Origin of the sequence: Nitrosococcus wardiae (genome assembly GCF_004421105.1) — a bacterium.
GTDB classification, from domain to species: Bacteria; Pseudomonadota; Gammaproteobacteria; order Nitrosococcales; family Nitrosococcaceae; genus Nitrosococcus; species Nitrosococcus wardiae.
Genome location: NZ_CP038033.1, coordinates 3,797,347 through 3,819,370, shown reverse-complemented (window position 1 = coordinate 3,819,370; position 22,024 = coordinate 3,797,347). Strand labels below are relative to the sequence as shown.

General features: G+C 51.8%; 18 protein-coding genes and 1 riboswitch. Of the genes, 11 read left to right on the top strand and 7 right to left on the bottom strand.

The window, feature by feature from the left end:
* Positions 1-74 precede the first annotated feature (74 nt).
* Positions 75-2,594, bottom strand: coding sequence for an EAL domain-containing protein (locus E3U44_RS17980; RefSeq protein WP_134359431.1), 2,520 nt, complete (start codon positions 2,592-2,594; stop codon positions 75-77).
* A gap of 1,271 nt (positions 2,595-3,865) precedes the next feature.
* Here E3U44_RS17980 and E3U44_RS17975 point away from each other — a divergent pair.
* Positions 3,866-4,069 (top strand): hypothetical protein, encoded by a 204-nt coding sequence (locus E3U44_RS17975; protein WP_134359430.1) that lies wholly within the window; start codon positions 3,866-3,868, stop codon positions 4,067-4,069.
* Positions 4,070-4,217: 148 nt separating this feature from the next.
* The gene (locus E3U44_RS17970) at positions 4,218-4,835 is read left to right on the top strand and encodes a histidine phosphatase family protein (protein ID WP_240761651.1); all 618 of its coding nucleotides are present in this window, start codon (positions 4,218-4,220) and stop codon (positions 4,833-4,835) included.
* A 153-nt stretch (positions 4,836-4,988) separates the two neighbouring features.
* Here the strand turns inward: E3U44_RS17970 and E3U44_RS17965 are convergent, their stop codons facing one another.
* Entirely contained in the window at positions 4,989-5,756 is a 768-nt protein-coding gene (locus E3U44_RS17965) for an NAD(P)-binding domain-containing protein (RefSeq protein WP_134359429.1), read from the bottom strand.
* A gap of 89 nt (positions 5,757-5,845) precedes the next feature.
* A riboswitch (cobalamin riboswitch) is annotated at positions 5,846-6,053 on the top strand.
* A gap of 115 nt (positions 6,054-6,168) precedes the next feature.
* On the opposite strand from E3U44_RS17965, the gene E3U44_RS17960 reads away from it, so the two are divergent.
* The 3 genes from E3U44_RS17960 to hemH all read left to right on the top strand — a co-directional run bounded on the left by E3U44_RS17960 (position 6,169) and on the right by hemH (position 10,213).
* Positions 6,169-8,100 (top strand): TonB-dependent receptor plug domain-containing protein, encoded by a 1,932-nt coding sequence (locus E3U44_RS17960; protein WP_134359428.1) that lies wholly within the window; start codon positions 6,169-6,171, stop codon positions 8,098-8,100.
* A gap of 293 nt (positions 8,101-8,393) precedes the next feature.
* The gene (locus tag E3U44_RS17950) at positions 8,394-9,023 is read left to right on the top strand and encodes a hypothetical protein (protein ID WP_134359427.1); all 630 of its coding nucleotides are present in this window, start codon (positions 8,394-8,396) and stop codon (positions 9,021-9,023) included.
* Positions 9,024-9,106: 83 nt separating this feature from the next.
* Positions 9,107-10,213 carry a ferrochelatase gene (hemH, locus tag E3U44_RS17945; RefSeq protein WP_134359426.1) on the top strand — a complete coding sequence of 369 codons (1,107 nt, stop codon included), beginning with the start codon at positions 9,107-9,109 and terminating at the stop codon, positions 10,211-10,213.
* A 36-nt stretch (positions 10,214-10,249) separates the two neighbouring features.
* On the opposite strand, the gene E3U44_RS17940 is transcribed toward hemH, so the two are convergent.
* Positions 10,250-10,657, bottom strand: a complete 408-nt coding sequence (locus E3U44_RS17940) for a secondary thiamine-phosphate synthase enzyme YjbQ (RefSeq protein ID WP_134359425.1) — start codon at positions 10,655-10,657, stop codon at positions 10,250-10,252.
* Positions 10,658-10,683: 26 nt separating this feature from the next.
* Between E3U44_RS17940 and E3U44_RS17935 the strand changes: the two genes are divergently transcribed.
* Positions 10,684-11,541 carry an isoaspartyl peptidase/L-asparaginase family protein gene (locus E3U44_RS17935; protein ID WP_134359424.1) on the top strand — a complete coding sequence of 286 codons (858 nt, stop codon included), beginning with the start codon at positions 10,684-10,686 and terminating at the stop codon, positions 11,539-11,541.
* Between the two features lie 133 nt (positions 11,542-11,674).
* Here E3U44_RS17935 and E3U44_RS17930 read toward each other — a convergent pair whose 3' ends face one another.
* The gene (locus E3U44_RS17930) at positions 11,675-12,538 is read right to left on the bottom strand and encodes a M28 family peptidase (protein ID WP_134359423.1); all 864 of its coding nucleotides are present in this window, start codon (positions 12,536-12,538) and stop codon (positions 11,675-11,677) included.
* Positions 12,539-12,689: 151 nt separating this feature from the next.
* Here E3U44_RS17930 and E3U44_RS17925 point away from each other — a divergent pair, with 151 nt between their 5' ends.
* The 4 genes from E3U44_RS17925 to E3U44_RS17910 all read left to right on the top strand — a co-directional run bounded on the left by E3U44_RS17925 (position 12,690) and on the right by E3U44_RS17910 (position 16,897).
* Positions 12,690-13,355, top strand: a complete 666-nt coding sequence (locus E3U44_RS17925; protein ID WP_134359422.1) for a protein-L-isoaspartate(D-aspartate) O-methyltransferase — start codon at positions 12,690-12,692, stop codon at positions 13,353-13,355.
* Positions 13,356-13,385: 30 nt separating this feature from the next.
* Positions 13,386-14,270 carry a Clp1/GlmU family protein gene (locus E3U44_RS17920; RefSeq protein WP_134359421.1) on the top strand — a complete coding sequence of 295 codons (885 nt, stop codon included), beginning with the start codon at positions 13,386-13,388 and terminating at the stop codon, positions 14,268-14,270.
* Between the two features lie 61 nt (positions 14,271-14,331).
* Positions 14,332-15,687, top strand: coding sequence for an MFS transporter (locus tag E3U44_RS17915; RefSeq protein ID WP_134359420.1), 1,356 nt, complete (start codon positions 14,332-14,334; stop codon positions 15,685-15,687).
* A gap of 325 nt (positions 15,688-16,012) precedes the next feature.
* Positions 16,013-16,897 carry an IS982 family transposase gene (locus E3U44_RS17910; RefSeq protein ID WP_134359419.1) on the top strand — a complete coding sequence of 295 codons (885 nt, stop codon included), beginning with the start codon at positions 16,013-16,015 and terminating at the stop codon, positions 16,895-16,897.
* Positions 16,898-16,959: 62 nt separating this feature from the next.
* Here E3U44_RS17910 and E3U44_RS17905 read toward each other — a convergent pair whose 3' ends face one another.
* The 3 genes from E3U44_RS17905 to E3U44_RS17895 are packed head-to-tail and all read right to left on the bottom strand — an operon-like array spanning position 16,960 to position 19,438.
* Positions 16,960-18,006 (bottom strand): succinylglutamate desuccinylase/aspartoacylase family protein, encoded by a 1,047-nt coding sequence (locus tag E3U44_RS17905; RefSeq protein WP_134359418.1) that lies wholly within the window; start codon positions 18,004-18,006, stop codon positions 16,960-16,962.
* Positions 18,007-18,009: 3 nt separating this feature from the next.
* Complete coding sequence (gene rimK / locus E3U44_RS17900; protein WP_134359417.1) at positions 18,010-18,915, bottom strand: 30S ribosomal protein S6--L-glutamate ligase; 906 nt, start codon at positions 18,913-18,915, stop codon at positions 18,010-18,012.
* A 13-nt stretch (positions 18,916-18,928) separates the two neighbouring features.
* Positions 18,929-19,438, bottom strand: a complete 510-nt coding sequence (locus E3U44_RS17895; RefSeq protein WP_134359416.1) for an ATP-dependent zinc protease family protein — start codon at positions 19,436-19,438, stop codon at positions 18,929-18,931.
* 224 nt (positions 19,439-19,662) lie between these two features.
* Here E3U44_RS17895 and ptsP point away from each other — a divergent pair, with 224 nt between their 5' ends.
* Positions 19,663-22,011 (top strand): phosphoenolpyruvate--protein phosphotransferase, encoded by a 2,349-nt coding sequence (gene ptsP / locus E3U44_RS17890; protein WP_240761650.1) that lies wholly within the window; start codon positions 19,663-19,665, stop codon positions 22,009-22,011.
* Positions 22,012-22,024 lie beyond the last annotated feature (13 nt).

Sequence of the window (22,024 nt, the reverse complement as noted above, 5' to 3'; positions counted from 1 at the left end):
TTTTTGGAAGAAAATGCACTCGGCGTGAAAGCGTACGAAGAGCAGCAGCAAAACTTATGGCTGGTTTATATGCATTACCCGTTTTTCGCCCGTTGCCGTAGGATGTCGTGGAATAAGAAGGCTACCCGAAGGGCTGCCTTTAAATTTTTTTCTGAGATCGGTTTGTCGATAAATTTAAAGATAGCTCCCTGATTGATGGCCTCTACCTGGGTGGTTTTACTGCTTTGGTGAGTGAGCAAAATGCGTACGGTTTGAGGGTAAATTTCCCGTGCCCGGCGGAGGAACTCAGTGCCCTCCATCTTAGGCATGCGCTGGTCTGCCATCACGACGTCAACCGGATAGCGAGCGAGCAAATCCAGGCCTTCCAAAGCATCGTGGCAGGTCAACAAGCGGTAAGGCTCCTCGCGCAACAGCCGTTGCACAGTGGCTATCGCCAGGGGGTCGTCGTCCACCAGCAGGAGAGTGGGGGTATGGCTAGCGCCATTGTCAGGCACTTGCACCAAGCATCTATTTTCCCGTACCCAATGGGCAAGCTGCTCTGGCGGTAGGGGGCGGCTCACATAATAGCCCTGAATGGCATGGCAGAATTTTGTCCGCAGGAAGGCCACTTGGGCTTCGCTCTCCACGCCTTCGGCCATTACTTCCAGCTTCAGACTATGGGCTAAGGCAATAATAGCCTGGGCGATGGCCGCATCATCCGGTTCCCGAGTGATATCGCGGATAAAAGCGCGGTCAATTTTTAACTGGTCCAGCGGAAAGCGTTTGAGGTAATTGAGCGAGGAGTAGCCGGTGCCAAAATCATCGATGGCCAACTGGAGCCCTCGCTCCTTGAGGGCGTGCAAAGTAGTAATCGCCCTTTTGAGATCCTGCATCAAGAGACTTTCGGTGATTTCCAGTTTTAGGGCCGTGGCTGCCAGATCGCACTGGCCTAAGATTTGGTCGATTTGTGCAATGAAATTGGCCTGTAGAAATTGTCGGGCTGAAAGATTGACGGCAATGGTCAGGGGCAGCCCTTCTGTGGTCCGCCAAGTTTTTGCCTGGGCGCAGGCGGTGTTGAGCACCCACTCGCCGATAGGCACAATCAAGCCGTTTTCTTCGGCTAGGGGGATAAACTGGGCGGGGGAAATCCACCCCCGGTGCGGGTGCCGCCAGCGTAGCAAGGCCTCCACCCCCGTTACCCGGCCACTTTCCAGACTGACTTGGGGTTGGTAGTGGAGTTCTAGCTCCCCTCGATCTAAAGCATAGCGCAAGCTGTTTTCTAGAGATAAGCGCCGGGTGGTTTCCGTGCTCAGCGCCGGGGTATAGTATTGTAGACCGCGCCCGCCTTGGGTTTTGGCCTGGTGGAGGGCGATGTCGGCCTGGTTTAACAACGTGCGGGCTTTTTTCCCATCCTGGGGAAAGAAACTCACGCCGATACTGGCGCTGATAAAAAATTCTCGATTCTCTAACTGAAAAGGCGCCTCCAGAGTGTCAAATATCCGTTGGATAGTGGGTTCCACCGCCGCTTTCTCCGGCAGGTCCTCCAGCACCAAGACAAACTCATCCCCGCCAAGGCGGGCGGCTGTATCCCCCTCTCGGAGGCAGGCGCTTAAACGGGTGGCGATGACTTGAAGGAGGGCGTCACCGATAGAATGGCCCAGGCTGTCGTTGATTAACTTGAAGCGATCCAGATCCAACCCTAGGACGGCAATCCACCGGCGAGTCCGGTGGGCACGGGCAAGGGCATGAGAGAGCCGATCTTGGAGAAGATTTCGGTTCGGCAGCCCAGTCAGGGTATCGTAATTGACTTGGCGCTCCAGTTGGGCCTCATAGGCCTTGCGTTCGGTCACATCTTTTCCAATCCCAATCCGGCTGCCATCGGAGAGCCTGACATTGGCCCAGCGGGTTTCTAGCCTCCGCCCACTGCGCAAACGGATGCGAAAATCCCCCCACTGGGCGTGGGCGCTCTGAATGAAGGCGAGCGCTTTCTGATAATCATGGGGGTCAGGATAGCATGCGGCCAAAATATCTATCTGTTTGGCTTCTTTCAAAGACCAGCCCAACACTTGCTCAGCTTCCCGGTTAAGCCATTGCAGTTGGCCTTGGGGATCAAAGTGAGCAATCATGACAGGAATACGGTTGAGAATGGTTTGTAGGAATTCTTGATGTTGCTTAAGGGCGACCTCGGCTTGTTTGCGCTCGGTAATATCAATCCAATAGCCCACAATCTCTAAGGGTTGTCCATCCGCAGCGCGCACCAGGCGCTGCTCGTCATGCATCCAGCAGTAATGTCCATCCCGGTGCTGGAAACGGTATTCATAGCAGAGTTTATCGTGCTGGAAGAGGGCTTTTAGTTCGGTGAGGATTCGGTCCCGATCCTCCGGATGTACCCGGTTAAGCCAGAAATCAGGGGTGTCTATGAAATCCTCAGGTCTATACCCCATCTGTACCTGAAGGTTGTCGCTGACAAAAGTCGTCGCATAGGGAGGCCGGGGCATGCAGCTGTAAATAACAGCGGGGCTGGCGGTCAGTAGATGCTGCAGTCGCGTCTGTGCTACTTTCGCAGATGCCTGCGCTTTCTGGGTAGTTTTTCTTTTTTTGCGATAATTTTGCATAGTTGGCAGCTGCCGAATTAATCCAAAGGTTCAACTTAGCCAGTATCCCTACCGGGTGGTGTATTCTAGCCATTAAAGTACTTCGTCCTAATACCTGAGTCCTTTAGTATGGTTTTTCAATATAATTTTTCTTCTAACTATGGTTGGTCCATGAACATTGGGATGGTGAGCAAGGTTAAATACTCCGAGAGCGCCTAGATGGGGTAGGTCACCCTCCAGAAGCTTTTTCTCTTAGCGTCCATTTCTCCCGTTTTTATTGGGTAAAACACCGCTAATATTGGCTTAACCAATCCATTATCAGTCTGTAAGAAATAAATAAGGCTAACCCGGTGGTTAAGATAAATAACAACCCAAGTACTAAAAACCAAAATCGATATAATCGAACTTTGATTCGGCTAAATAGCCGATCTTCTGGTTCTATCTTTCTTGGAATTTCTTGAAAATTCGTTATCAATACATAGATGCAGAGAAACCACAAAAAGCCCACGAGAGAAGGTATCAATAGGATATCTTCATCAGGCGAGCTCGAACTGATCGTTATAGTCACTGCGGCCACTAATGAAACAATTGAAATTATTAGCGCTGGCCATTTTAATGGGCTAATAAAAACTGCGATTTTATTTAATTTCTCAATCACTTATCTCATCTCCCTGAATGAGGGCTGGGGGGCATTCAGGCGTTAAACCCTGGCCCTCTAGTAAGTACTAGTAGTTAAACTCTGCGCTTGATATTCGAGCAAAGACAAAGTAGGTGCAAGCTCTGATCTGAGCCTTACTCTCCTTATATGCTATCCCTGCTTCCGATCGCACTATGTTATTGAAAAGCTAACAGGGGGGCGCTGCTGTGTTTTTTGACAGACAACTTTTTAATAGCGTCGCTGTGGCAACAGATTCATTGCTTTTTCTATAAAAAAATACAATTCAGAAAGTTAAATTTTAAGTCGGAGGAGTTGGCATACCGGTTGCCTATGATCTCAAGTAAGTGCGGGCAATGGCTTCAAAGGCGAGAGCCAAAGCATGGCGCTTGAGTTAACAGCTTTGATGTTCACCCATTAAGGAGGACAAATCATGACTCATTTGGTAATCAAAGACCTAGCGAGGAACGAAGCACTTGATAAAAAAGCAATGGCCCTTGCTATCAAAGGCGGTAAAGGGAGAGTGTCTAGCATCATCTATCCTCGTCCGGGACCCACGTTTCCTAATCCCGGGCCTATTTTTTGATATCTAGGCCCCAGATAACGAATATTTTTGCCAAGCGAGGAGGATACGGCAATGACATGTTTAATTGTTCAAGATTTGGAACGGCACGAGGAACTTGATAACAAGACCATGGCCAGCATGCGAGGAGGGTCTCTCGCCATAGGCGGCCTGGTGGGAGGGATAACTGCGGCAGCGTTAGGTGAGAAAGTCGGCGAAACAGCCGCCAAACTCTGGCTTCACTATGGGGAAGGCAAAGAATGGGAAGACCTTCCTTAATCTTCTATCCCCACGAAAAATCTGATCAAAAAAGCCCTGTTCCTTTGGACGGGGCTTTTTTTTTGATCCTGGCCAATAGTGGAGTAATTTTCGTGATGGTTTGATAAAGTAAGGCCAACACTGTACAGAGCCTAATGCTGGAGGAGGGGTGTTGCAGTCAAATTCTATTCCAACGCTTGTTGATCTGATCCGCCATGGCGAGCCGGTGGGAGGGCGCCGTTACCGAGGGCATCTGGATGACCCTCTGAGTGAAAAGGGTTGGTCCCAAATGCGGGCTGCTGTCGGCGAGCATTGTCCTTGGGATCGGATCATTAGTTCTCCTCTTAAGCGCTGTGCAGAATTTGCTTATGAACTTAGCCAGCGCCATGGGCGGCCTTTGCAATTGGAGGAGCGGTTGAAAGAGATTAGCTTTGGCGCTTGGGAAGGGTACACCGCTGCTGAAGTTATGGCACGGGAGGCCGAGGCTTTTCGTCGCTTTTATGAAGATCCCGTGCAGCATACGCCGCCGGGCGCAGAACCCCTTTTGAGATTTCGAGATCGGGTTATTGCCGCTTGGGAGGAATTGCTGAGCCGCTATGGTGGAGAGCATTTGCTGGTGGTTGCCCACGCGGGGGCGATGCGGATGGTGATACGCCATGTGCTGGGCATGCCCCTAGAAACCCTCTTTCGCATTCATGTTCCCAATGCCGGCATCAGCCGGATTCAGATCGGGGGTAATGGGCCGAGAGCGGGGTCGCAGCTGATATTTCATGCGGCTAGCCTTTAGCCGAATAGAAGGGAGGAAAAACGGGTTTGCGGAACACCACCGGCTCGCTCCTAAAACACCTCATTCATAGGTAATTACAAGCCGACAAGTAGCGTGCGCTTAGCGCACGAAGAGGAAGGATGAGAGGCAGGAAAACCAACCCCTCACCGGTTGTTAAATTCGCTGGTGGGCAATTTCACGCAAAGTGGCGACTTCTAGCCCAGCTTCTCCCGCCAATTGTAAGGCCCGTTCCAGGCGGGCAGGCGCTGAGCGGCCTGTACATTTATGCTGGGGGTCCGCCTCAATAGCGGCTACCATGCCTTCAATAAGCCGTTCTCGGGGAAGGGAGGTCCCCGCTAGCCACTCCTGAAGGTCCAGGACATCCTTCGCTACCCTTTTGGCCAGGCCCTGATGCTGATTCCAGAGGGTGGCCACATCGCCTCCGGTGATGAGCCCAGCAATGTTCACCGTCAAGATATAGACATTCTTGCGCACTAGCTCAAAGAGGAGTTCTGCTTCTGTGGTCAGAACCTGGGCGGGGATGGCCAATGCCTTTAAGGCCGAGGCCAGCAGGGGGGCTCCCGGGCCATGGGCCGGAGAAGGGAGCAAAACTTTGACATCTTGCCCTGCTTTTTTCTCAAACCAGACTGAAATAATGGTCAAGTCAGCAAAAGGGTAGGGTTGCCAGTCCCGGGGTAGAAGCTCGTTTTGCAATAGGGCTAGCCGGTTTTGCCAGGACTCCGGTATCTGCTTTAGTACCGGGTGGAGATCCCCTTCTGCAACGGCGACCAAGACCAGGGCTGGGTAAGGCACTTCTTGGGCGACTTCCTCCAGGGCTAAATTCCGAGGAATGGGGTAAACCGGATGCCCCAAGCGCAGGAAGCCCCGGGCGAATACTCCGCCCATTTCGCCAATGCCGATGATAACAATAGGTGGTTTCATTGTTTTTTTAACTCTCATCCTGAACTAAATCTCTTTTCATGATAACGGTATGGGCGATAAATGTTGACAGTGAGGCACCATTTCCCTAAATTGCCCACCTCACTATAGGTGCCCCGATCCTGACCAAGGGTTAAACGGGAAGTCGGTCAAAAGCCGACGCTGCCCCCGCAACGGTAGGCAAGATTGAGGCTGATTAATAAGCCACTGCGGATTTTCGCGGGAAGGCGATCAGTCTGGCGGAGATGGTGATCTCCGTTACTTGCGAGCCCGGAGACCGGCCTAGAGTGCCATGCGATGTTGCGGAGGGCGACGGTGCTGGGCGACTCCCTTTAGTCCCTCCTGTTGTCTTCCTCTTCACCGTGCCTGCAATGACTACCGTGCGGGTGTGCACGGTCCCAGAGGAGAGAGACCGTTGAAAATATTTTCAGCGTTTGGGTTAGGCAGTTTAGTGATTTTGGGGTCCCCTGCCTATGCCGATGAGCTGCCAACCCAAAAAATATTAGAACCGATCGTGGTGACGGCAACCCGTACCCAAACTCCAGTGCGCCAGATAGGGAGCGCCATGAGCATCATCACCGCCGAAGATCTCGCCCAGCGGCAAAGAATGCCGGTATTAGACGTATTGCGGGGTTTGCCGGGAGTCGATGTGGTCCAAAGTGGGGGTTTAGGACAGCAGACTTCGGTATTCCTCCGGGGAGCTAATGCCAACCATACTTTGGTACTCATCGATGGAGTAGAAGCCAATGATCCCAGTAATCCCGGCGGACTCTTCGATTTTGCCAACTTGCTAACGGATAATATTGAGCGCATTGAGATTTTGCGAGGGCCGCAAAGCACCCTTTATGGTTCTGATGCCATTGGCGGGGTGATCAATATTATTACCAAGAGGGGGAGTGGCAAGCCCCAGCTAACAGCGCGTGCCGAAGGCGGTTCTTTCAGTACCTTCAAGGTGACCGGCGGCATCAGTGGAGGGGATGAACTGATTAATTACAGTTTGACCTTAGCCCGCCTTGAAAGTGAAGGCATTTCAGCGGCTGATTCCCGGCTAGGCAATTCTGAAGAGGATGGCTATCGGAATACTACCATTGCAGGGCGCTTGGGTCTGGCTCCTAGACCGAATTTTTCCCTTGATGTCACTTTGCGCTATAACGATGCACATACGGAAATTGATGGCTCCACAGTCGATGCCAGGGGCCGCTTTTTGCCCATTGATGATCCGAATTCAACTCTGGATACGGCGCAGCTCTTTTTTCGAGGCCAGGGGCGGCTCACTCTATTTGAGGGATTATGGGAGCAAATGCTAGGGGTCTCTTTTACCCACCACGATAGGGAAAACAAGGATCGGCCGGATCCCCAGAATCCCTTCCCCTTTCCAGGTACCTTTAACGGTGAGAAAGTTAAAGTGGATTGGCAAAACAATGTCTATCTGTCTAGGGGCCATACTTTGACTTTGGGTATTACCACAGAAGAAGAGCGACTGGAGATCGAATCACCAACTTCGACACTTCCTCGGAAAACCGCCCACACCACCGGGTACTATCTGCAAGAGCAACTGGATTTATGGGACAGGCTATTCCTTACTGGAGGGGTGCGCCTGGACGACCATAATCGTTTTGGTTCCAAAATCACCGGGCGGGTGACCGCTGCACTGGTATTAGACCCTCTTGGCACCAAGCTCAGAGGCAGCTACGGGACGGGCTTCAGAGCCCCTTCTTTGTCCGAACTGTTTGATGATCGTTTCAATACCACCACCATGGGCACTCAATTTGAATTTAATAACCCAGACTTGGGCCCCGAAGAAAGCGAGTCTTGGGAAATTGGGGTGGAGCAATCCCTTTGGGGCGATCAGCTGGTCTTGGGAGCGACTTATTTTGACAGTGAATTTACTGATCTCATCCAATTTAGCCACGTGGCTTCTGAAAAGTTCCAGTTGATTAACATCGCCGAGGCCGAAGCTCAAGGCTGGGAGGTTTTTATGGCTTTGACTCCTCTTGAAGGGCTGACCGTGCGGGGAGACTATACCCAGATGCGAACCAAAAATAAGCAAACCGGCGAGTTCTTGGTTCGGCGTCCTGAACACAAGGCGGCTGTCAATGTGAATTACCATTTTCTCGGCAAAGCGAATTTTCATCTCCAGGTGCTTTATGTGGGCAGCCGGCAAGATGTCGGAAACATTCCCTTATCCAGTTATACGGTGGTCAATCTGGCTGCTTCCTACGATTTAACCGACAATTTTCAGCTGTTTGCCCGGGTGAATAATCTCCTGGATAAGCAATATCAGGAAGTTTTCGGATTCGGCACACCGGGTATTTCCGGTTTTGGCGGTATTAAGCTTTCTTTTTGACCGCTTTAGCGGCAAAAATTGCCGGTTTGCTTGCCAAGGAGGGGCTGTTTCTTCGGCTGACAAAGGGGATTGGGCCGTGTTTTAAATGGGGAGAATTTAGCAAATGAAGGGGAGGCAAGCCTATCCGTTTCGGGCAATGACCTTGCCGGAAACGGCCTCAAGGCCTTATTCCGGCCTACAAGGAGGCGCTAATAAACAGCCCGTAGGCTGGATTAAGCGTCGCGTATCCGGCAAAACAATAGTTGGTATGTAATTTGCCAATAGCCTTATGGTTACATTCGGAGAATTTCGTGATGCCAATCCCGGTCGTAATGAACCCGCTCACCACTTCCGCTTTTCCCCAGGCCAAGGAGCCCGCCCAGGAGATTTATTCGAATCCGGAATTTAAACCCTTTGGAGAGGATGGGTTGACTTTTGGTGATCTGCTGGATGTGGTCAATCCTTTGCATCATTTGCCGGTAGTTGGCAGTCTTTACCGCGAGCTTTCCGGGGATACTATTGATCCGGCTTCCCGGGTAGCGGGTAGTGCCCTATTGGGCGGTCCCATTGGGGCAGCGGTGGCCGCCGCCAATGTGGTTCTTGAGCACTTTAGTGGCGATGATATTGAAGGACATGTGGTCGCTCTCTTGCACCAGGAGTCAAGAGAAGAGGCTTTGCCAAAGGTGGTATCAACGCACCCGATGGCCGCTTCTTCCCTGGATATCAACCCGGCTAAATCGCAGGGACAAGAGGAAAGTCTCACCGCAGGATTGGAAAACTCCTCTGTCCAAGAGCCGAGCCGGGGGATTGCCCCGGCTAATGAGCGATATAGCCATCGCCCTGGAGGGTGGCTGGTCGGTGCCGCCCATGCCGGGATTGATGCCTACCGTGAGGTGCTGACGGCGAAGAAAGAGGACCTGCTTACCATTAATAAGACGGTTTGAGTTGTGGGTATAATATAAAAATTAATGTTTTTATCTTCCCTTTAGGGGGAGTACTTCACGACCATGATAGCAGGGGTTAACACGTGGATTTTAAAGGTAATTCGGATTATCGCCATGATGTGCCTGGTTGCACAGGCGTATTAGTGACTAGCTTAGGGACTCCTGAAGCCCCGACGGCTCCTGCGGTACGGCGCTTTTTGGCGGCATTTTTGTCCGATCCTCGGGTAGTGGAGATACCTCGTCCCCTGTGGTGGTTGATTCTCCATGGCATTATCTTGCGGGTCCGCCCCTCCCGGGTGGCGCGTCTCTATCAAAGTGTCTGGCGTGAGGATGGGGCTCCGTTACTGAGCTTTGCCCGACGGGTGGGCAGTGCTCTGCAGGAGGAACTAGATACCCGGGGTGGTCCCCTCAAGGTGGGCTTGGGAATGCGCCATGGCACCCCTTCGATTGAAGAAGCTTTGGAACAATTGCGTCAAGCTGGGGTCCAGCGGCTGTTGGTTTTTCCCCTTTATCCCCAGTATTCGGGCAGTACGACCGGTTCCGCCTTTGATGCAGTAGCCCAGGTCCTTTCCACTTGGCGTTGGATACCGGAGCTGCGGATGATCACCCATTATCATGATCATCCTGGCTATCTGGAGGCCTTGGTGGAGACTATTCGGCGCAGTTGGGAGGAAGCAGGGCGTGGAGAGCGTTTGCTCTTTTCCTTCCATGGTCTGCCGAAGCGTTATTTATTGGCCGGCGATCCTTATCATTGCCACTGCCATAAGACCGCCCGCCTGTTGGCGGAACGTCTAGGATTGAAAGAAGGGGAGTGGCAAGTGGCTTTCCAATCCCGTTTTGGCCGTGAAGAATGGCTCAAACCTTATACCGATCACCTCTTGCGGGAGTGGGCTGAGGGCGGAGTGAAGCGGGTGGACATCGTCTGCCCAGGTTTTGCGACCGATTGCTTGGAAACCCTGGAGGAGATTGACCAACGGAATAGGGAGTTATTTTTAGAGGCGGGAGGGAAAGAATATCATTACATTCCAGCCCTTAACGATGAGCCTGCTCATATCCGCGCTTTGGCCGACGTGGTTGAGCAGCATATTCAAGGGTGGCCAGAGGCAAGTTCGCTTTGGGATCAGGAGGCGGTGGCGCAAGCGGCTGAGATAAGCCGCCAACAGGCCTTGGCCCTGGGGGCCAAACAGTAATCGAAAAGGGACGAGCGGGGTACCCAACAGGGCAGGTTAGGGATCACGGATAAGGGTGCATATCAGGGTTCGCTTTTTCCGTGGTCCATCGAATTCGCAAAAAAAGATATTTTGCCAGGTTGATAATCCCAGTTCCCCCTCGATAATAGGAATAGTTTCTGAAGGACCGATAAAACCGGCCTTGAGATGAGCATCACCATTGCCGTCTTGGCGATCATGTAACCACACTCCCCGTGGGATTAGTTCCTGGAGGCAGTGAATCACATCGGTGCGTACGCTGGCATCCCAACCTTCCTGAATCATCAGCGCTGCAGTCGCCCCTTGAGCATACAGTGCTGCAAGGCCATTGTCAATACCGCTTTCTTTCACTGCCCGTTTGACATCTTCAGTGATATCTACCAACTCTTCTCGATGATGAGTCGGGAACTCTATCAGCCGTCGCATGTTCAATACCTCAGTGTGATAAAAACATGAAGTATACATTCCCTGCAATCATCGTCCATGGGGGAGCAGGCCGGGTGGCTCATCACCAGGTAGAAGCAAGCCAGGTGGGATGCCAAGAAGCGGCGCTCGCCGGTTGGCGTCTGCTTCTAGAGGGTGGCTCGGCCCTAGATGCGGTCCAGATGGCTGTTGAGAGTCTAGAAAATAACCCCCTCTACAATGCTGGGACAGGGGCAACACTCAATGCTGCTGGGGAAATTCAAATGGATGCTTCCATCATGGAGGGCTCCACCCTGGCTGCTGGAGCAGTCGCAGCAATACATGGTATCCGCAATCCTGTTCGGCTTGCCCGTAAGGTGCTTGACAGGAGCCAAGAGGTGCTCTTAGTCGGAGAGGGTGCCTTGAGCTTTGCTAGAAAAGCGGGCATTGAACTATGCGCTAATGCTGAATTGACTGTGGAACACCAGCGCCAGCGCTGGGAGAAGATGCATGGTACGGTGGGGTGTGCTGCTGTAGATCAGGCAGGGCGCAGTGCGGCGGCCACTTCAACGGGTGGTTTATTCGATGCTTTACCTGGCCGGGTCGGCGATTCGGCTTTGATTGGTTGTGGGACCTATGCCAATTACTTCGGTGCTGTGTCTTGTACCGGTATTGGGGAGGCGATTATTCGCACTGCCTTGGCACGGACGGCGATGGGGGATCTACAGGCGGGTTATCATCCCATGGTTGCAGTTCAACGCACCTTGGCTGTTCTGGTGAGAGGAACCCAGAGTGAGGCGGGTCTTATTGTCATTGATCGTAAGGGAAGGGTGGGCTATGCCCACAATACCCTCCATATGCCCGTCTGTTGGTTGTCCAATGACGGTCAATTGGGTCTGGATATTTAATGGGCTGAACTTACGCAGTTTGTTATTCCCCCATAGTAGGGAATCTAAATAATTGCCTGAAAAAAAAGATATTCACCTTCGCGGGTAGGACAACTCTGGGCCTTTTGTGTAAATCCTGATGGGATTATTTTTATTAATTGGCGAGATCAGCAAAGGCCATGAAAAGACCATCAGTGAGGTGGGTGAGGGCCTCGAAACAAACCTTTTCCGGCGTATCCTGAGCACTGTGATAGTAGGCATAGCGATAAGGCGCGGTATCGGTGATCATGAAAGCCCGGTAACCGAGGTGCCAAAAGGACCAGTGATCGCTCCAACTAACGCCGGGGATGTTGGCGAAGGTGGCGGTATATTCGAGGGGAAATTGAGAATGCCGACGGAAAGCTTGAGCGGCCTGACGCATCACCTTACGAGAGCGGAAATTAGAGATAAAAGCAATAAAATCGCCTCGGTTAGGGTAAAAGAAGTTGAAGAGCGGAGGATAATGTTGACTGCCAGGCGCACTGTTGAAATAGCCAATGGTTTCCAGCGAGACCATCAAGCGAATCTTATCTTGACGGCGGTGGGCGGTTTGTGCATAGACCAAACTGCCCATATGTTTTGAGGTGAAAAAAGGAGGTTCCTCATTGGAAAAGGCAACAAAACGCACCGTATTACGGGGCGTTAAGGTAGTAAACAGCCGTGAGATTTCTAGCAGGGCAGCAATACCACTGCCGTTATCATTAGCTCCCGGGCTTCCCACGACGGAGTCATAGTGGGCACCAATGAGAATAATGTCTTCCGGAAAGATAAGACCCCGTTGGCTAATTTCTAAGTTGGCACAGGATATGCCGTTGACCTCGTAATTTTGAGCAGCGACTTGATAGCCCTGGTTCTGCCACTCTTGGGTAATGTAATCTGCTGCAGCGTGGAGTGCCTGGGGCCGAAACAGGTGACGTTCACCGATTTCGCTAGCGAGCGTTTGGACATGGGATCTAAGTCGCTCTTTAGTGGCTTTCATCCCAGAGGATCGTCTGCCGATATTAATGTTATTAATAGAACTAGCTAGTATAGCTATAGTTAGTGACCCTTGCTTCAATTAGATAGGGTGCATCTTTTTTACTTCAATTTTATGGCGTCCTTTTGGGTGGATTTTGCATAGGTTAGTCACAATGAGAGCTCGTCGGCAAATGTTACAGGAAATTCAACGGGAAGTTGAAATTACCCAGCGCTGGATTGGTAAAGGAGCTCTTGACGAGCGAGTTATGGAAGCTATAAAAGCAGTGCCGCGCTATGAATTTGTGCCGGATGAGCTACGTCCCTATGCCTATGATAATGGCCCCCTCGCCATTGGGCATGGTCAGACCATTTCCCAACCTTATATTGTCGCTTTAATGACTGATCTTTTAGGACCCACCCCCAATGATATCATCCTGGAGGTAGGCACAGGTTCGGGCTATCAGGCGGCGGTTCTCTCTAAACTAGTCAAAAAAGTTTACACTATTGAAGTTGTTGAGGAATTAGCCCAACAAGCAGCGGCTCGGTTGCAGCGGCTTGGTTATACTAATTTTGAAGCTCGAGTCGGCGATGGTTATTTTGGATGGCCGGAACAGGCTCCCTTTGATGGAATCATAGTGACGGCGGCGGCACCTTCTATTCCAGCGCCATTGATTGAGCAACTCAAGGTAGGTGCACGATTGGTGCTTCCCCTGGGGGTTGTTTTTAATCAAGAGCTTATGGTGATAGAAAAGAAGGAAAATAACGAAATCGATACGCGCAGTGTTCTGAGAGTATCTTTTGTGCCTTTAACAGGAGAACATCAAGAACATTCCCCCTAGTGTGGGGGTGAAAAGGCCCCAAAATAGGCAATGTCTGCCATCGATATCCCGGCGTCTTGGCGAACCGCTGCCGAGCAGATCTTAAAGCAGCAATGGCATCGAATCCTGGTGATTGGGGCGACCGATCGGGGTAAAAGCACCTATTGTGGTTTTCTTGGGCAGACCCTGTCTGCGGCGGGATTGAAGGTGGCCTTTGTGGATGCCGATGTGGGGCAGAAAGATGTTGGCCCACCAGCGACCATTTCCCTCGCCTATTTTGATGAGGCTCTTGAACTCAGCCAGACACCACTGGCCGCCCTCTATTTTGTGGGGGCTGTTTCTCCCATAGGGCATTTTCTGCCGGTGGTGGTGGGAACCAAACGAATGGTAGAGGCCGCACAAGCTTCCTTTGTGATCATCGATACTTCGGGTTTGGTCACGGGCAGTGGCAGGGTACTTAAGGCCTTCCAGATTGATTCCTTATGCCCCCAGGTTATTGTGGCGCTAGAAAAAGAACAGGAGCTGGGTCCTATTATTAGGGCTTGCCGCAATTATAATATGATCCGGCTCCGTTCCTCGCCCCAGACAAAAGCAAAGCCTATTCACATCAGAAGGGCGGCCCGCGAACAGGCTTTTCGAACCTATTTTAAAGATGCCAAAGAGCATCGCTTACGGTTAAGGCAGTTGGTGATTCAGCGAGGCGTCGTTTCCACTAGGCTTGCTAATCACCTGCTTTGCGGGTTGGCTGATTCTCAAGGGGAGGGGCTGGGATTGGCTATCGTTCGGAAGGTGGATTTTCGCCGCGGTACGGTTTCACTCCTAACGCCTGTTGCGAGGCAAGCAATTCGCATACTGCAATTTGGGGATCTTTATCTTAGGGCTGACGGGAGTGAATTGCCTTCATCTTCCCAGGGTGCTAGGTCATCGGCTAAGTGAAAAATTAAATAGCTAGAAGAAAGTTGGTATTCAGTGAACAAATCAGGTAAAGCGCTGCAACATGGTACGTGAGCTACAATCAATCTCTTCGCTGCTTTTCGGCATCGCCATTGTGCTATTGGGATCGGGCCTGTTAGGCACATTAATCGGTGTACGAGCCAATCAGGAGCAATTTGGTCCGGCGACTATTGGTCTCATCCAATCTGCTTTTTTTCTGGGCTATGTGCTTGGAACCTTCTTTTGCCCCCCTTTGATTAAACGAGTGGGGCATATCCGTGTTTTTGCCACCATGGCGGCCCTAGGCTCAGCAGCAGCGATGGGCTTTGCGCTATGGGTTCATCCCTTTTGGTGGGCCATCTTGCGAATTATTTCGGGTATCTCCATCGTGGGCCTTTACATGGTTGTTGAAAGTTGGCTCAATGAGCAGTCTTCCCACCATCGTCGGGGTCGGATTTTTGCTATTTATATGAGTATCACCCTGGTGGCTTTGGGGCTGAGTCAATTCCTCCTCTTAATAGAAGATAGCCGGGGTTTTATCCGCTTTGCTTTGGCCACAGTATTCATTTCTCTGGCGCTGATCCCCGTGGCATTGACTCAAATGGTAGAGCCAAAGCCGGTTCCCGCACCTCGATCAAACCTTAAAGCCCTTTATTCTGTCTCCCCCTTAGGGGTCGTGGGGGCCTTGGTTGCCGGTCTTGCGAGTAGTGCCTTCTGGGGAATGGGGGCCGTTTTCGCCCAGAGTATTGGGCTCTCAGTCTCTGGGACCTCTGCTTTCATGAGCGCAGTTATCTTTGGAGGTGCGCTGTTGTTATGGCCAGTGGGGCATTTGTCAGATCGCTGGGATCGCCGTGATGTGCTCATCGTGGTCAGCTTTGCCAGTGCCGCGATTGCCTTAGGTGCCTTCATGAGCTTAGATGGTTCGGTGGTTGTGTTGCTGCTGCTTGCTTTTCTTTACGGAGGCGTTTCTTTTCCGGTGTACGCGCTGGCTGTGGCCCATTTAAACGATCACCTTAAGCCAGGGGAAGTACTTGAGGCGACCCGAAGTATCTTATTGGTCTATGGTGCCGGTTCTGCCCTAGGGCCGGTGGTTGCCGGCTTTTGTATGGCCGCTTGGGGAGCGCCCACTTTTCTAGGGTATTTGGCAACAATCCTAGCATTGCTTGGACTATTTGGCTTTTACCGCACGCGACGGAGTGCTCCTATACCGGCTGAGGAACAGGGGGAGTTTGTTCCCATGGTACGAACTTCTCAAGCTGCCCTTGAAATGTATCCGGGAGCCGATTTGGAGCCAGAATTGGATCTAACACCAGGCGCCGGCCATGAAGAGGAATTCACAATTGATTCCCAGTCGAATTTTTCTAGGACTAACTTAGTCGATTCCTTGTCCTATGAGCAAAAGGGGAATAAGTACCTATGAATAAAATATGAGGTGTTTTAGGAGCGAGCCGGAGGTGTTCCACAAACCCGTTTTTCCTCCCTGAAAAACGGGTTTGATGCGCGCCCTCCCTGGCGCGCCCCCTGAGGGGCCTCCTGCGGATGTCCCGATTCGCTCCCGGCGAATCGGTGCGGGGACTTCCCTGTCCCCTGGCTCCACGCCACCGGCTCGTTCCAGGAATACTGCAAAACTTTTACTGAGATACTTAACTAACCTGAGTTCTGGATAAGAGAGGGGTGTCTCCCGGGCCAGGAATCTGAAAGACTCCTGGTAAGGAATAAGAGAAAACAACCAGGAGACACCTGCGATGAGCTTAGAGGCTTTATTTTGCGATGTCGATGATTTTTGCCAAGTCTTCTTACCCCAATGGGAACGAGAGCAGCTGGTTTGCGGAGAGCGGCAACGACGGCGCCCCGCCCGCCTGTCGGTGAGTGAAATGATGACAATCATCATTCATTTCCATCAGTCCCATTATCGGCATTTCAAAGGCTATTATCTGGGCTATGTCCGGCCTCATCTCAAGCGCGCTTTTCCCGGGTTAGTCAGCTATCAGCGCTTTGTGGCCTTGATCCCTTCAGTACTCATTCCCTTATGTGCTTATCTCCAGCAGCGTAAGGGTCCAGCCACGGGAATCGCCTTTATTGACGCTACGCCCATCACCGTTTGCCACAATCGGCGCATCAACCGCCATCGGGTATTCAAAAAAATCGCCAGGCGGGGCAAAACCTCCATGGGTTGGTTTTATGGCTTTAAACTTCATTTGGTGGTTAATGACCGGGGCGAACTGCTCGCTTTCCACGTGACCCCCGGCAACGTCGATGACCGCCAACCCGTGCCCCATCTCACCCAGGGCCTTTCCGGAAAACTCTTCGGCGATAAGGGTTATATTTCTAAATGCTTATTTCAGACCCTCTTTGAAAAGGGCCTCCAGCTCATGACCCCCATCCGCAAAAACATGCACAATCGGCTCTTGACTCTATTCGATAAGCTCTTACTGCGCAGGCGCGCTCTCATTGAAACTATCCATGATCAACTTAAAAATATCTCCCAAATTGAACATAGTCGTCATCGCAGTATTGGCAATTTCATGGTCAATTTAGTCGCTGGACTGATTGCCTACACTCACCAGCCTCTCAAACCCTCCCTTAACCTGACCCACCCTCAACTTATGCTCTTGAATAAGCCCAGATAGTTATCCAGAACTGACGTTAACTAGGGTGTTGCCTAAAATCACCACTGGCGGGGGGCTGAAGTTCAAGTAATCGGAGGTTCTTCGGGAAGGGGAAGACTATTTTCCGGACTATGTTCTAACTGAAAGGCTTCTAGGGCCTCGGCAACCGTTTCCGGTTTTCCAAAGCGGGCTAGATGGTAGAGGGCTTCGCCTTCGTGGACCAAGGGCAGATTAGTGCATCCCACTACAATTCCTGAAAAAGGGGCAATGACGGCTTCGGTCTTTTCCCCAAAGGGATCGGCAATCATTGCTATGGTATCCCCTTTTTTGACATGATGACCCAGGGCGGTAGGGGAATGCAAAATGCCGCTCTGGGGCGCTCTCACCCAGCTTGAAGAGCGGGCGACTACGGGCTCGGCCCGAGGTTTTTTCCTTCGGCGTGAGGGTAGCATTCCCAATTCCCGCATGACAGAGACAATCCCATTCACGCCGGCGCGGATAGCAAACTCGTTAAAGCGTAATGCTTCCCCCGCTTCATACAACAAGACCGGGATACCCTGGTCGGCCACCGCTTGGCGTAATGAGCCGTCCCGCAGATCGGAATTGAGAATGACGGGGGAGCCGAAGGCCTGGGCTAACCGTTTGGTTTCCGTATCATCCACTAAGGCCCGGATCTGGGGCAAATTGTCCCGGTGAATCGCTGCGGTGTGCAGATCAACTCCGTGGGTACAGCGGGCGACGATTTCTTCCATAAAAAGATGGGCTAAGCGGGCGGCTAGGGAGCCGGTTTTAGAGCCTGGGAAGGAGCGATTAAGATCCCGCCGATCGGGAAGATAGCGGGATTGATTGACAAAGCCGTAAACATTGACCACCGGCACGGTGAGCAAAGTTCCTCGAAGCCGCTGCAGGGCCGGAAGCTCCACTAAGCGGCGAATGATTTCAATCCCGTTAATTTCATCCCCATGGATGGCGGCGCTGACGAACAATTTGGGCCCCGGGCGTTTCCCATTAATGACTTGGACTGGCATGGAGACGGCAGTATGGGTGTAAAGGGGGGGGACGGTAAGATCAAGGGTTGTCCGTTCCCCCGGACTTACCTTATGGGTTCCGATCTGAAATGTGTGGTCCATGGCTCAGCCTTTACCGCGGGTTCGGGTTCGGCCTCGAGTAGCATTTTTTTCAATAAATTCAATTATTTTTCCGGCAATGTCCTTGCCAGTTGCAGCCTCAATGCCTTCGAGGCCCGGGGAGGAGTTGACCTCCATGACTAAGGGGCCATGGTTGGAGCGCAAGACATCAACCCCGGCCACATTTAAACCCATGGTTTGGGCGGCGCGGATGGCCGTGGAACGCTCTTCTGGGGTGATGCGGACGAGGGTGGCACTACCTCCCCGGTGGAGGTTCGAGCGAAATTCGCCTTCTGGAGCTTGTCGTTTCATTGCTGCCACGACTTTATCACCAATGACAAAACAGCGGATATCAGAACCTGCGGTCTCTTTAATGAACTCTTGCACTAAAATGTGAGTTTTAAGTCCCATGAATGCTTCAATGACGCTTTGAGCTGCTTTTTTGTTATCGGCAAGTACGACACCAATGCCTTGGGTGCCTTCCAGTAGTTTGATAACAACCGGCGCGCCCCCCACCATTTTCAGCAGATCATCGATATCGTCTGGAGCATGGGCAAACCCGGTCACTGGTAGTCCAATACCCTTCCGCGCCAGAAGTTGCAATGAGCGTAACTTATCTCGGGAGCGGGTGATAGCCACGGATTCACTTAAAGGATAGACTCCCATCATTTCGAATTGACGCAGTACGGCGGTGCCATAAAAGGTGACTGAAGCCCCCAGTCGGGGAATGACTGCATCAAAGCCAGTCAGATCTTCACCTTTATAGTGAATAGAGGGCCTGTGGGAGGCAATATTCATATAACAGCGCAAAACATCCAGGACGCGGACCTCGTGTCCCCGCTCTTTCGCTGCTTCTATTAACCGTCGGGTTGAATACAGTTTGGCGTTGCGGGAGAGGATCGCAATCTTCATGAGCGGTACTCCATTAGTTATCTTTGGGTTTTTTATGGCGATGGGGTTTTGGAGGATATTGGTGGGCCAGGGAAGGACCTGCGATATAGGAAGCGCCTGGGGCTATTTTTGTCCTCCCTGCTACCAGTGCAGTGCGTCCCAACAGCATGCGGAATTGCATGGTATCACGATTGGTGAGCGTGATTTCGATAGGCCACTGTTGATCTCCAATTTGAACTGGAGTTTGGATGACGTAGCGCTTTTCCCGGTGCCCCCCAGAATCTGCCACCACCCGTTCGTCAACGATTTCAGCGACACAGCTTAGTTCCACATCGACCCGGCCCTGAAGGGGATGCAGTCCAAAGCGGACTTTATTTTGGCGGCCTTCTTGGAATGGCTCTAGCCAAAAGGCGTGTAAAGCCGAGGTACGCGCACCCGTATCGATTTTTGCTTTAATGCCGGGGATTCCTAGTTCTGGTAGCCTCACCCACTCCCGCCATCCGAGTAAAAGCTCTTCTCTGTCTGGTTCTTGTTTTGTGGTCATTAGTTTTCCTGAATGTTAAAAGACCCTATGCAGTACTTTCTGGCTGCAAGAAAAACCTAGGAACCTTAAGAATATATAAAACCTACCGACAAATGCACCCCAAGCCTAGAGGGGAAAAGACTGTTTTTACGTTTCCTTAAACTTCTTCCAATCCATTCGGTGTAGTCATAAATTCGATTACACTTAATATCAGGTGTTATTAATAGTGTGTAACAGAGGGAGCAATGAACCCAAGCGGTGGTAAAAATACGACAGGGACCTCAACCGAGTTATCTGGTTTGAGTACCGGGTCGCCAAGTTCCCATACCCTCGACTCCCTCAGCCGTATTGTTCGGGAGGTTAGCCTTGCCGCCAGTCTGGAAGAGGTGCTGGAAGTCATCGTGGTGCAAACCCGTAAGGTGATGGCAGTAGACGTGTGTTCTGTTTATCTCACGGAGAGTGATGGTAGTCATGTTCTCATGGCCACACAAGGATTGCACCCTGAAGCGGTGGGGCAGGTGCGGCTTATTCTGGGAGAGGGATTGGTGGGGTTAGTCGCAGAACGAGCTGAACCCGTGAATCTAGAAAACGCCGCCGCCCATTCCCGTTTTAAGTTTATTCCTGGCTCAGGTGAAGAACCTTTCCGGGCATTTTTAGGCGTACCTGTACTCCACCAACGGGAGTTATTAGGGGTGTTGGTGGTGCAACAGCAAGCGGCGCGCCAATTCACTGAAGCGGATGTGTCTTTTTTATTTACGCTAGCCGCCCAACTCGGTGGCGTCATCGCCCATGCAAGGGCCAGTGGCGTCCTGCAAAAGTCACCAGGTGGCCCGAATGCGAATGCTTCTGAGCGATACCTCACCGGTATCTCCGGGGCTCCAGGCGTGGCCCTTGGCAGAGGTGTTGTCATTTATTCTGCAGCCGATCTAGAGACCGTGCCGGAGCGCCAAGCGGCAGATGTCAGGGAGGAAGAGAGGATCTTTCGATTAGCGGTAGAGCATGTCTCTCGAGAGATGCAGTCTTTAGGAAATCATCTGGAGCGGTCATTGGCAAATGAATACCGGGCTTTGTTTAAAGCCTATGCCATGATTGCGGGTAGCCAAAGTCTGGTGGAAGCCACGGTAGAACGTATCCGTGCCGGTGAATGGGCGCCAAGCGCCTTAAGTGCCGTTATCAAAGAACAAGCTAAACGTCTTGAGACGATGGAAGATCCTTACTTGCGGGAGCGAGCAAATGACCTGCGGGAGATCGGCCGGCGTATTTTGGCCTATTTGCAGAATGCAGCGCCTGTAAGCCCAAAATATCCGGAGAACACCATCTTGGTGGGTGAAAATTTAACTGCCATGGATCTTGCCGAAGTGCCCATTGAACGCCTGGCGGGAGTGCTCTCGGCCCATGGATCGGGCTTCTCCCATGTGGCAATTTTAGCCCATGCCATGGCTATCCCCGCCATTATGGGCATCAATACGGGAAACCTCGGTCAGCTTGACCAGCGAGAACTGATACTAGACGGATACCAAGGCCGGGTATATCTGGAGCCAAGTGCGCCAGTACGTCGAGAATTTACTCGCCTTGCCCGGGAAGAACGGCAGTTCACAGAAGATCTCAAACGTTTGCGAGAATTGCCCGCCAAAACGCCAGACGGTTTTCAGGTTCATTTATATGCCAACGTCGGCCTGCTGGCGGATACGGAAATTTCTCTTGCTGCCGGTGCTGAGGGAGTGGGACTCTACCGGACTGAGTTGCCATTTATGGTGAGGGATCGGTTCCCTACTGAAGAAGAACAATATGCGATGTACCGGCAACTTCTCCAAGCTTTTGCTCCCTCTCCAGTAATTCTGCGGATTCTTGATGTGGGAGGAGATAAATTTTTACCTTATTTTTCGATCCGGGAAGCCAACCCATTTCTCGGGTGGCGAGGAATCCGGGTTGTGTTGGATCACCCCGAAATCTTTTTAACGCAAGTGCGAGCAGCTCTCCGCGCCGCTGAAGGGTTGAATACCCTTAGTCTGTTGTTGCCTATGATTAGTAGTGTCTCTGAGGTAGAAGAGGCTACGCGCCTAGTGAGGCAGGCTTATGAGGAGCTCAAGAATGAAGGCATTGAGGTCGCTTGGCCGTGTATGGGGGTTATGATTGAGGTTCCTGCGGCGGTCTATCAGGTGGAAGCTTTAGCGCGGCGGGTGGATTTCCTCTCTGTGGGAACTAATGACTTGGCTCAATATCTGCTGGCGGTAGATCGGAGCAATGAACGGGTCGCGGGGTTGTATAACTCTCTCCATCCCGCTGTTTTAGCAGCTATTCTCAAGGTAGTTGAAGCCGGGCATCGACAGCACAAGCCCGTCAGCGTCTGTGGTGAAATGGCAGGGGAGCCTACGGCGACCATACTATTGCTTGGTATGGGGGTAGATAATCTCAGCGTGACTGCGGGTGATTTACCTCGGGTCAAATGGGTCATCAGAAATTTTAGCCAGCAGCACGCAAAAGAATTGCTGAACCGTGCTTTGCAAGAAGAGAAGCCAGAGCCCATCTACCAGATGTTATGCCAGGCTCTTGATGCCCGTGGGTTAGGGGGGCTCATCCGGGTGGGAAAATAAGGCTGCCTGAGCA

Excerpts from the sequence above, each read along its gene's own strand:
- E3U44_RS17940 (WP_134359425.1), bottom strand. The coding sequence starts at position 10,657 with ATGCGACGGCTGATAGAGTTCCCGACTCATCATCGAGAAGAGTTGGTA.
- E3U44_RS17920 (WP_134359421.1), top strand. The coding sequence starts at position 13,386 with ATGTCTGCCATCGATATCCCGGCGTCTTGGCGAACCGCTGCCGAGCAG.
- E3U44_RS17925 (WP_134359422.1), top strand. The coding sequence starts at position 12,690 with ATGAGAGCTCGTCGGCAAATGTTACAGGAAATTCAACGGGAAGTTGAA.
- E3U44_RS17975 (WP_134359430.1), top strand. The coding sequence starts at position 3,866 with ATGACATGTTTAATTGTTCAAGATTTGGAACGGCACGAGGAACTTGAT.
- E3U44_RS17930 (WP_134359423.1), bottom strand. The coding sequence starts at position 12,538 with ATGAAAGCCACTAAAGAGCGACTTAGATCCCATGTCCAAACGCTCGCT.
- ptsP (WP_240761650.1), top strand. The coding sequence starts at position 19,663 with ATGAACCCAAGCGGTGGTAAAAATACGACAGGGACCTCAACCGAGTTA.
- rimK (WP_134359417.1), bottom strand. The coding sequence starts at position 18,915 with ATGAAGATTGCGATCCTCTCCCGCAACGCCAAACTGTATTCAACCCGA.
- E3U44_RS17915 (WP_134359420.1), top strand. The coding sequence starts at position 14,332 with ATGGTACGTGAGCTACAATCAATCTCTTCGCTGCTTTTCGGCATCGCC.
- E3U44_RS17965 (WP_134359429.1), bottom strand. The coding sequence starts at position 5,756 with ATGAAACCACCTATTGTTATCATCGGCATTGGCGAAATGGGCGGAGTA.
- E3U44_RS17950 (WP_134359427.1), top strand. The coding sequence starts at position 8,394 with ATGCCAATCCCGGTCGTAATGAACCCGCTCACCACTTCCGCTTTTCCC.
- E3U44_RS17980 (WP_134359431.1), bottom strand. The coding sequence starts at position 2,594 with ATGCAAAATTATCGCAAAAAAAGAAAAACTACCCAGAAAGCGCAGGCA.
- E3U44_RS17935 (WP_134359424.1), top strand. The coding sequence starts at position 10,684 with ATGAAGTATACATTCCCTGCAATCATCGTCCATGGGGGAGCAGGCCGG.
- E3U44_RS17905 (WP_134359418.1), bottom strand. The coding sequence starts at position 18,006 with ATGGACCACACATTTCAGATCGGAACCCATAAGGTAAGTCCGGGGGAA.
- E3U44_RS17910 (WP_134359419.1), top strand. The coding sequence starts at position 16,013 with ATGAGCTTAGAGGCTTTATTTTGCGATGTCGATGATTTTTGCCAAGTC.
- E3U44_RS17895 (WP_134359416.1), bottom strand. The coding sequence starts at position 19,438 with ATGACCACAAAACAAGAACCAGACAGAGAAGAGCTTTTACTCGGATGG.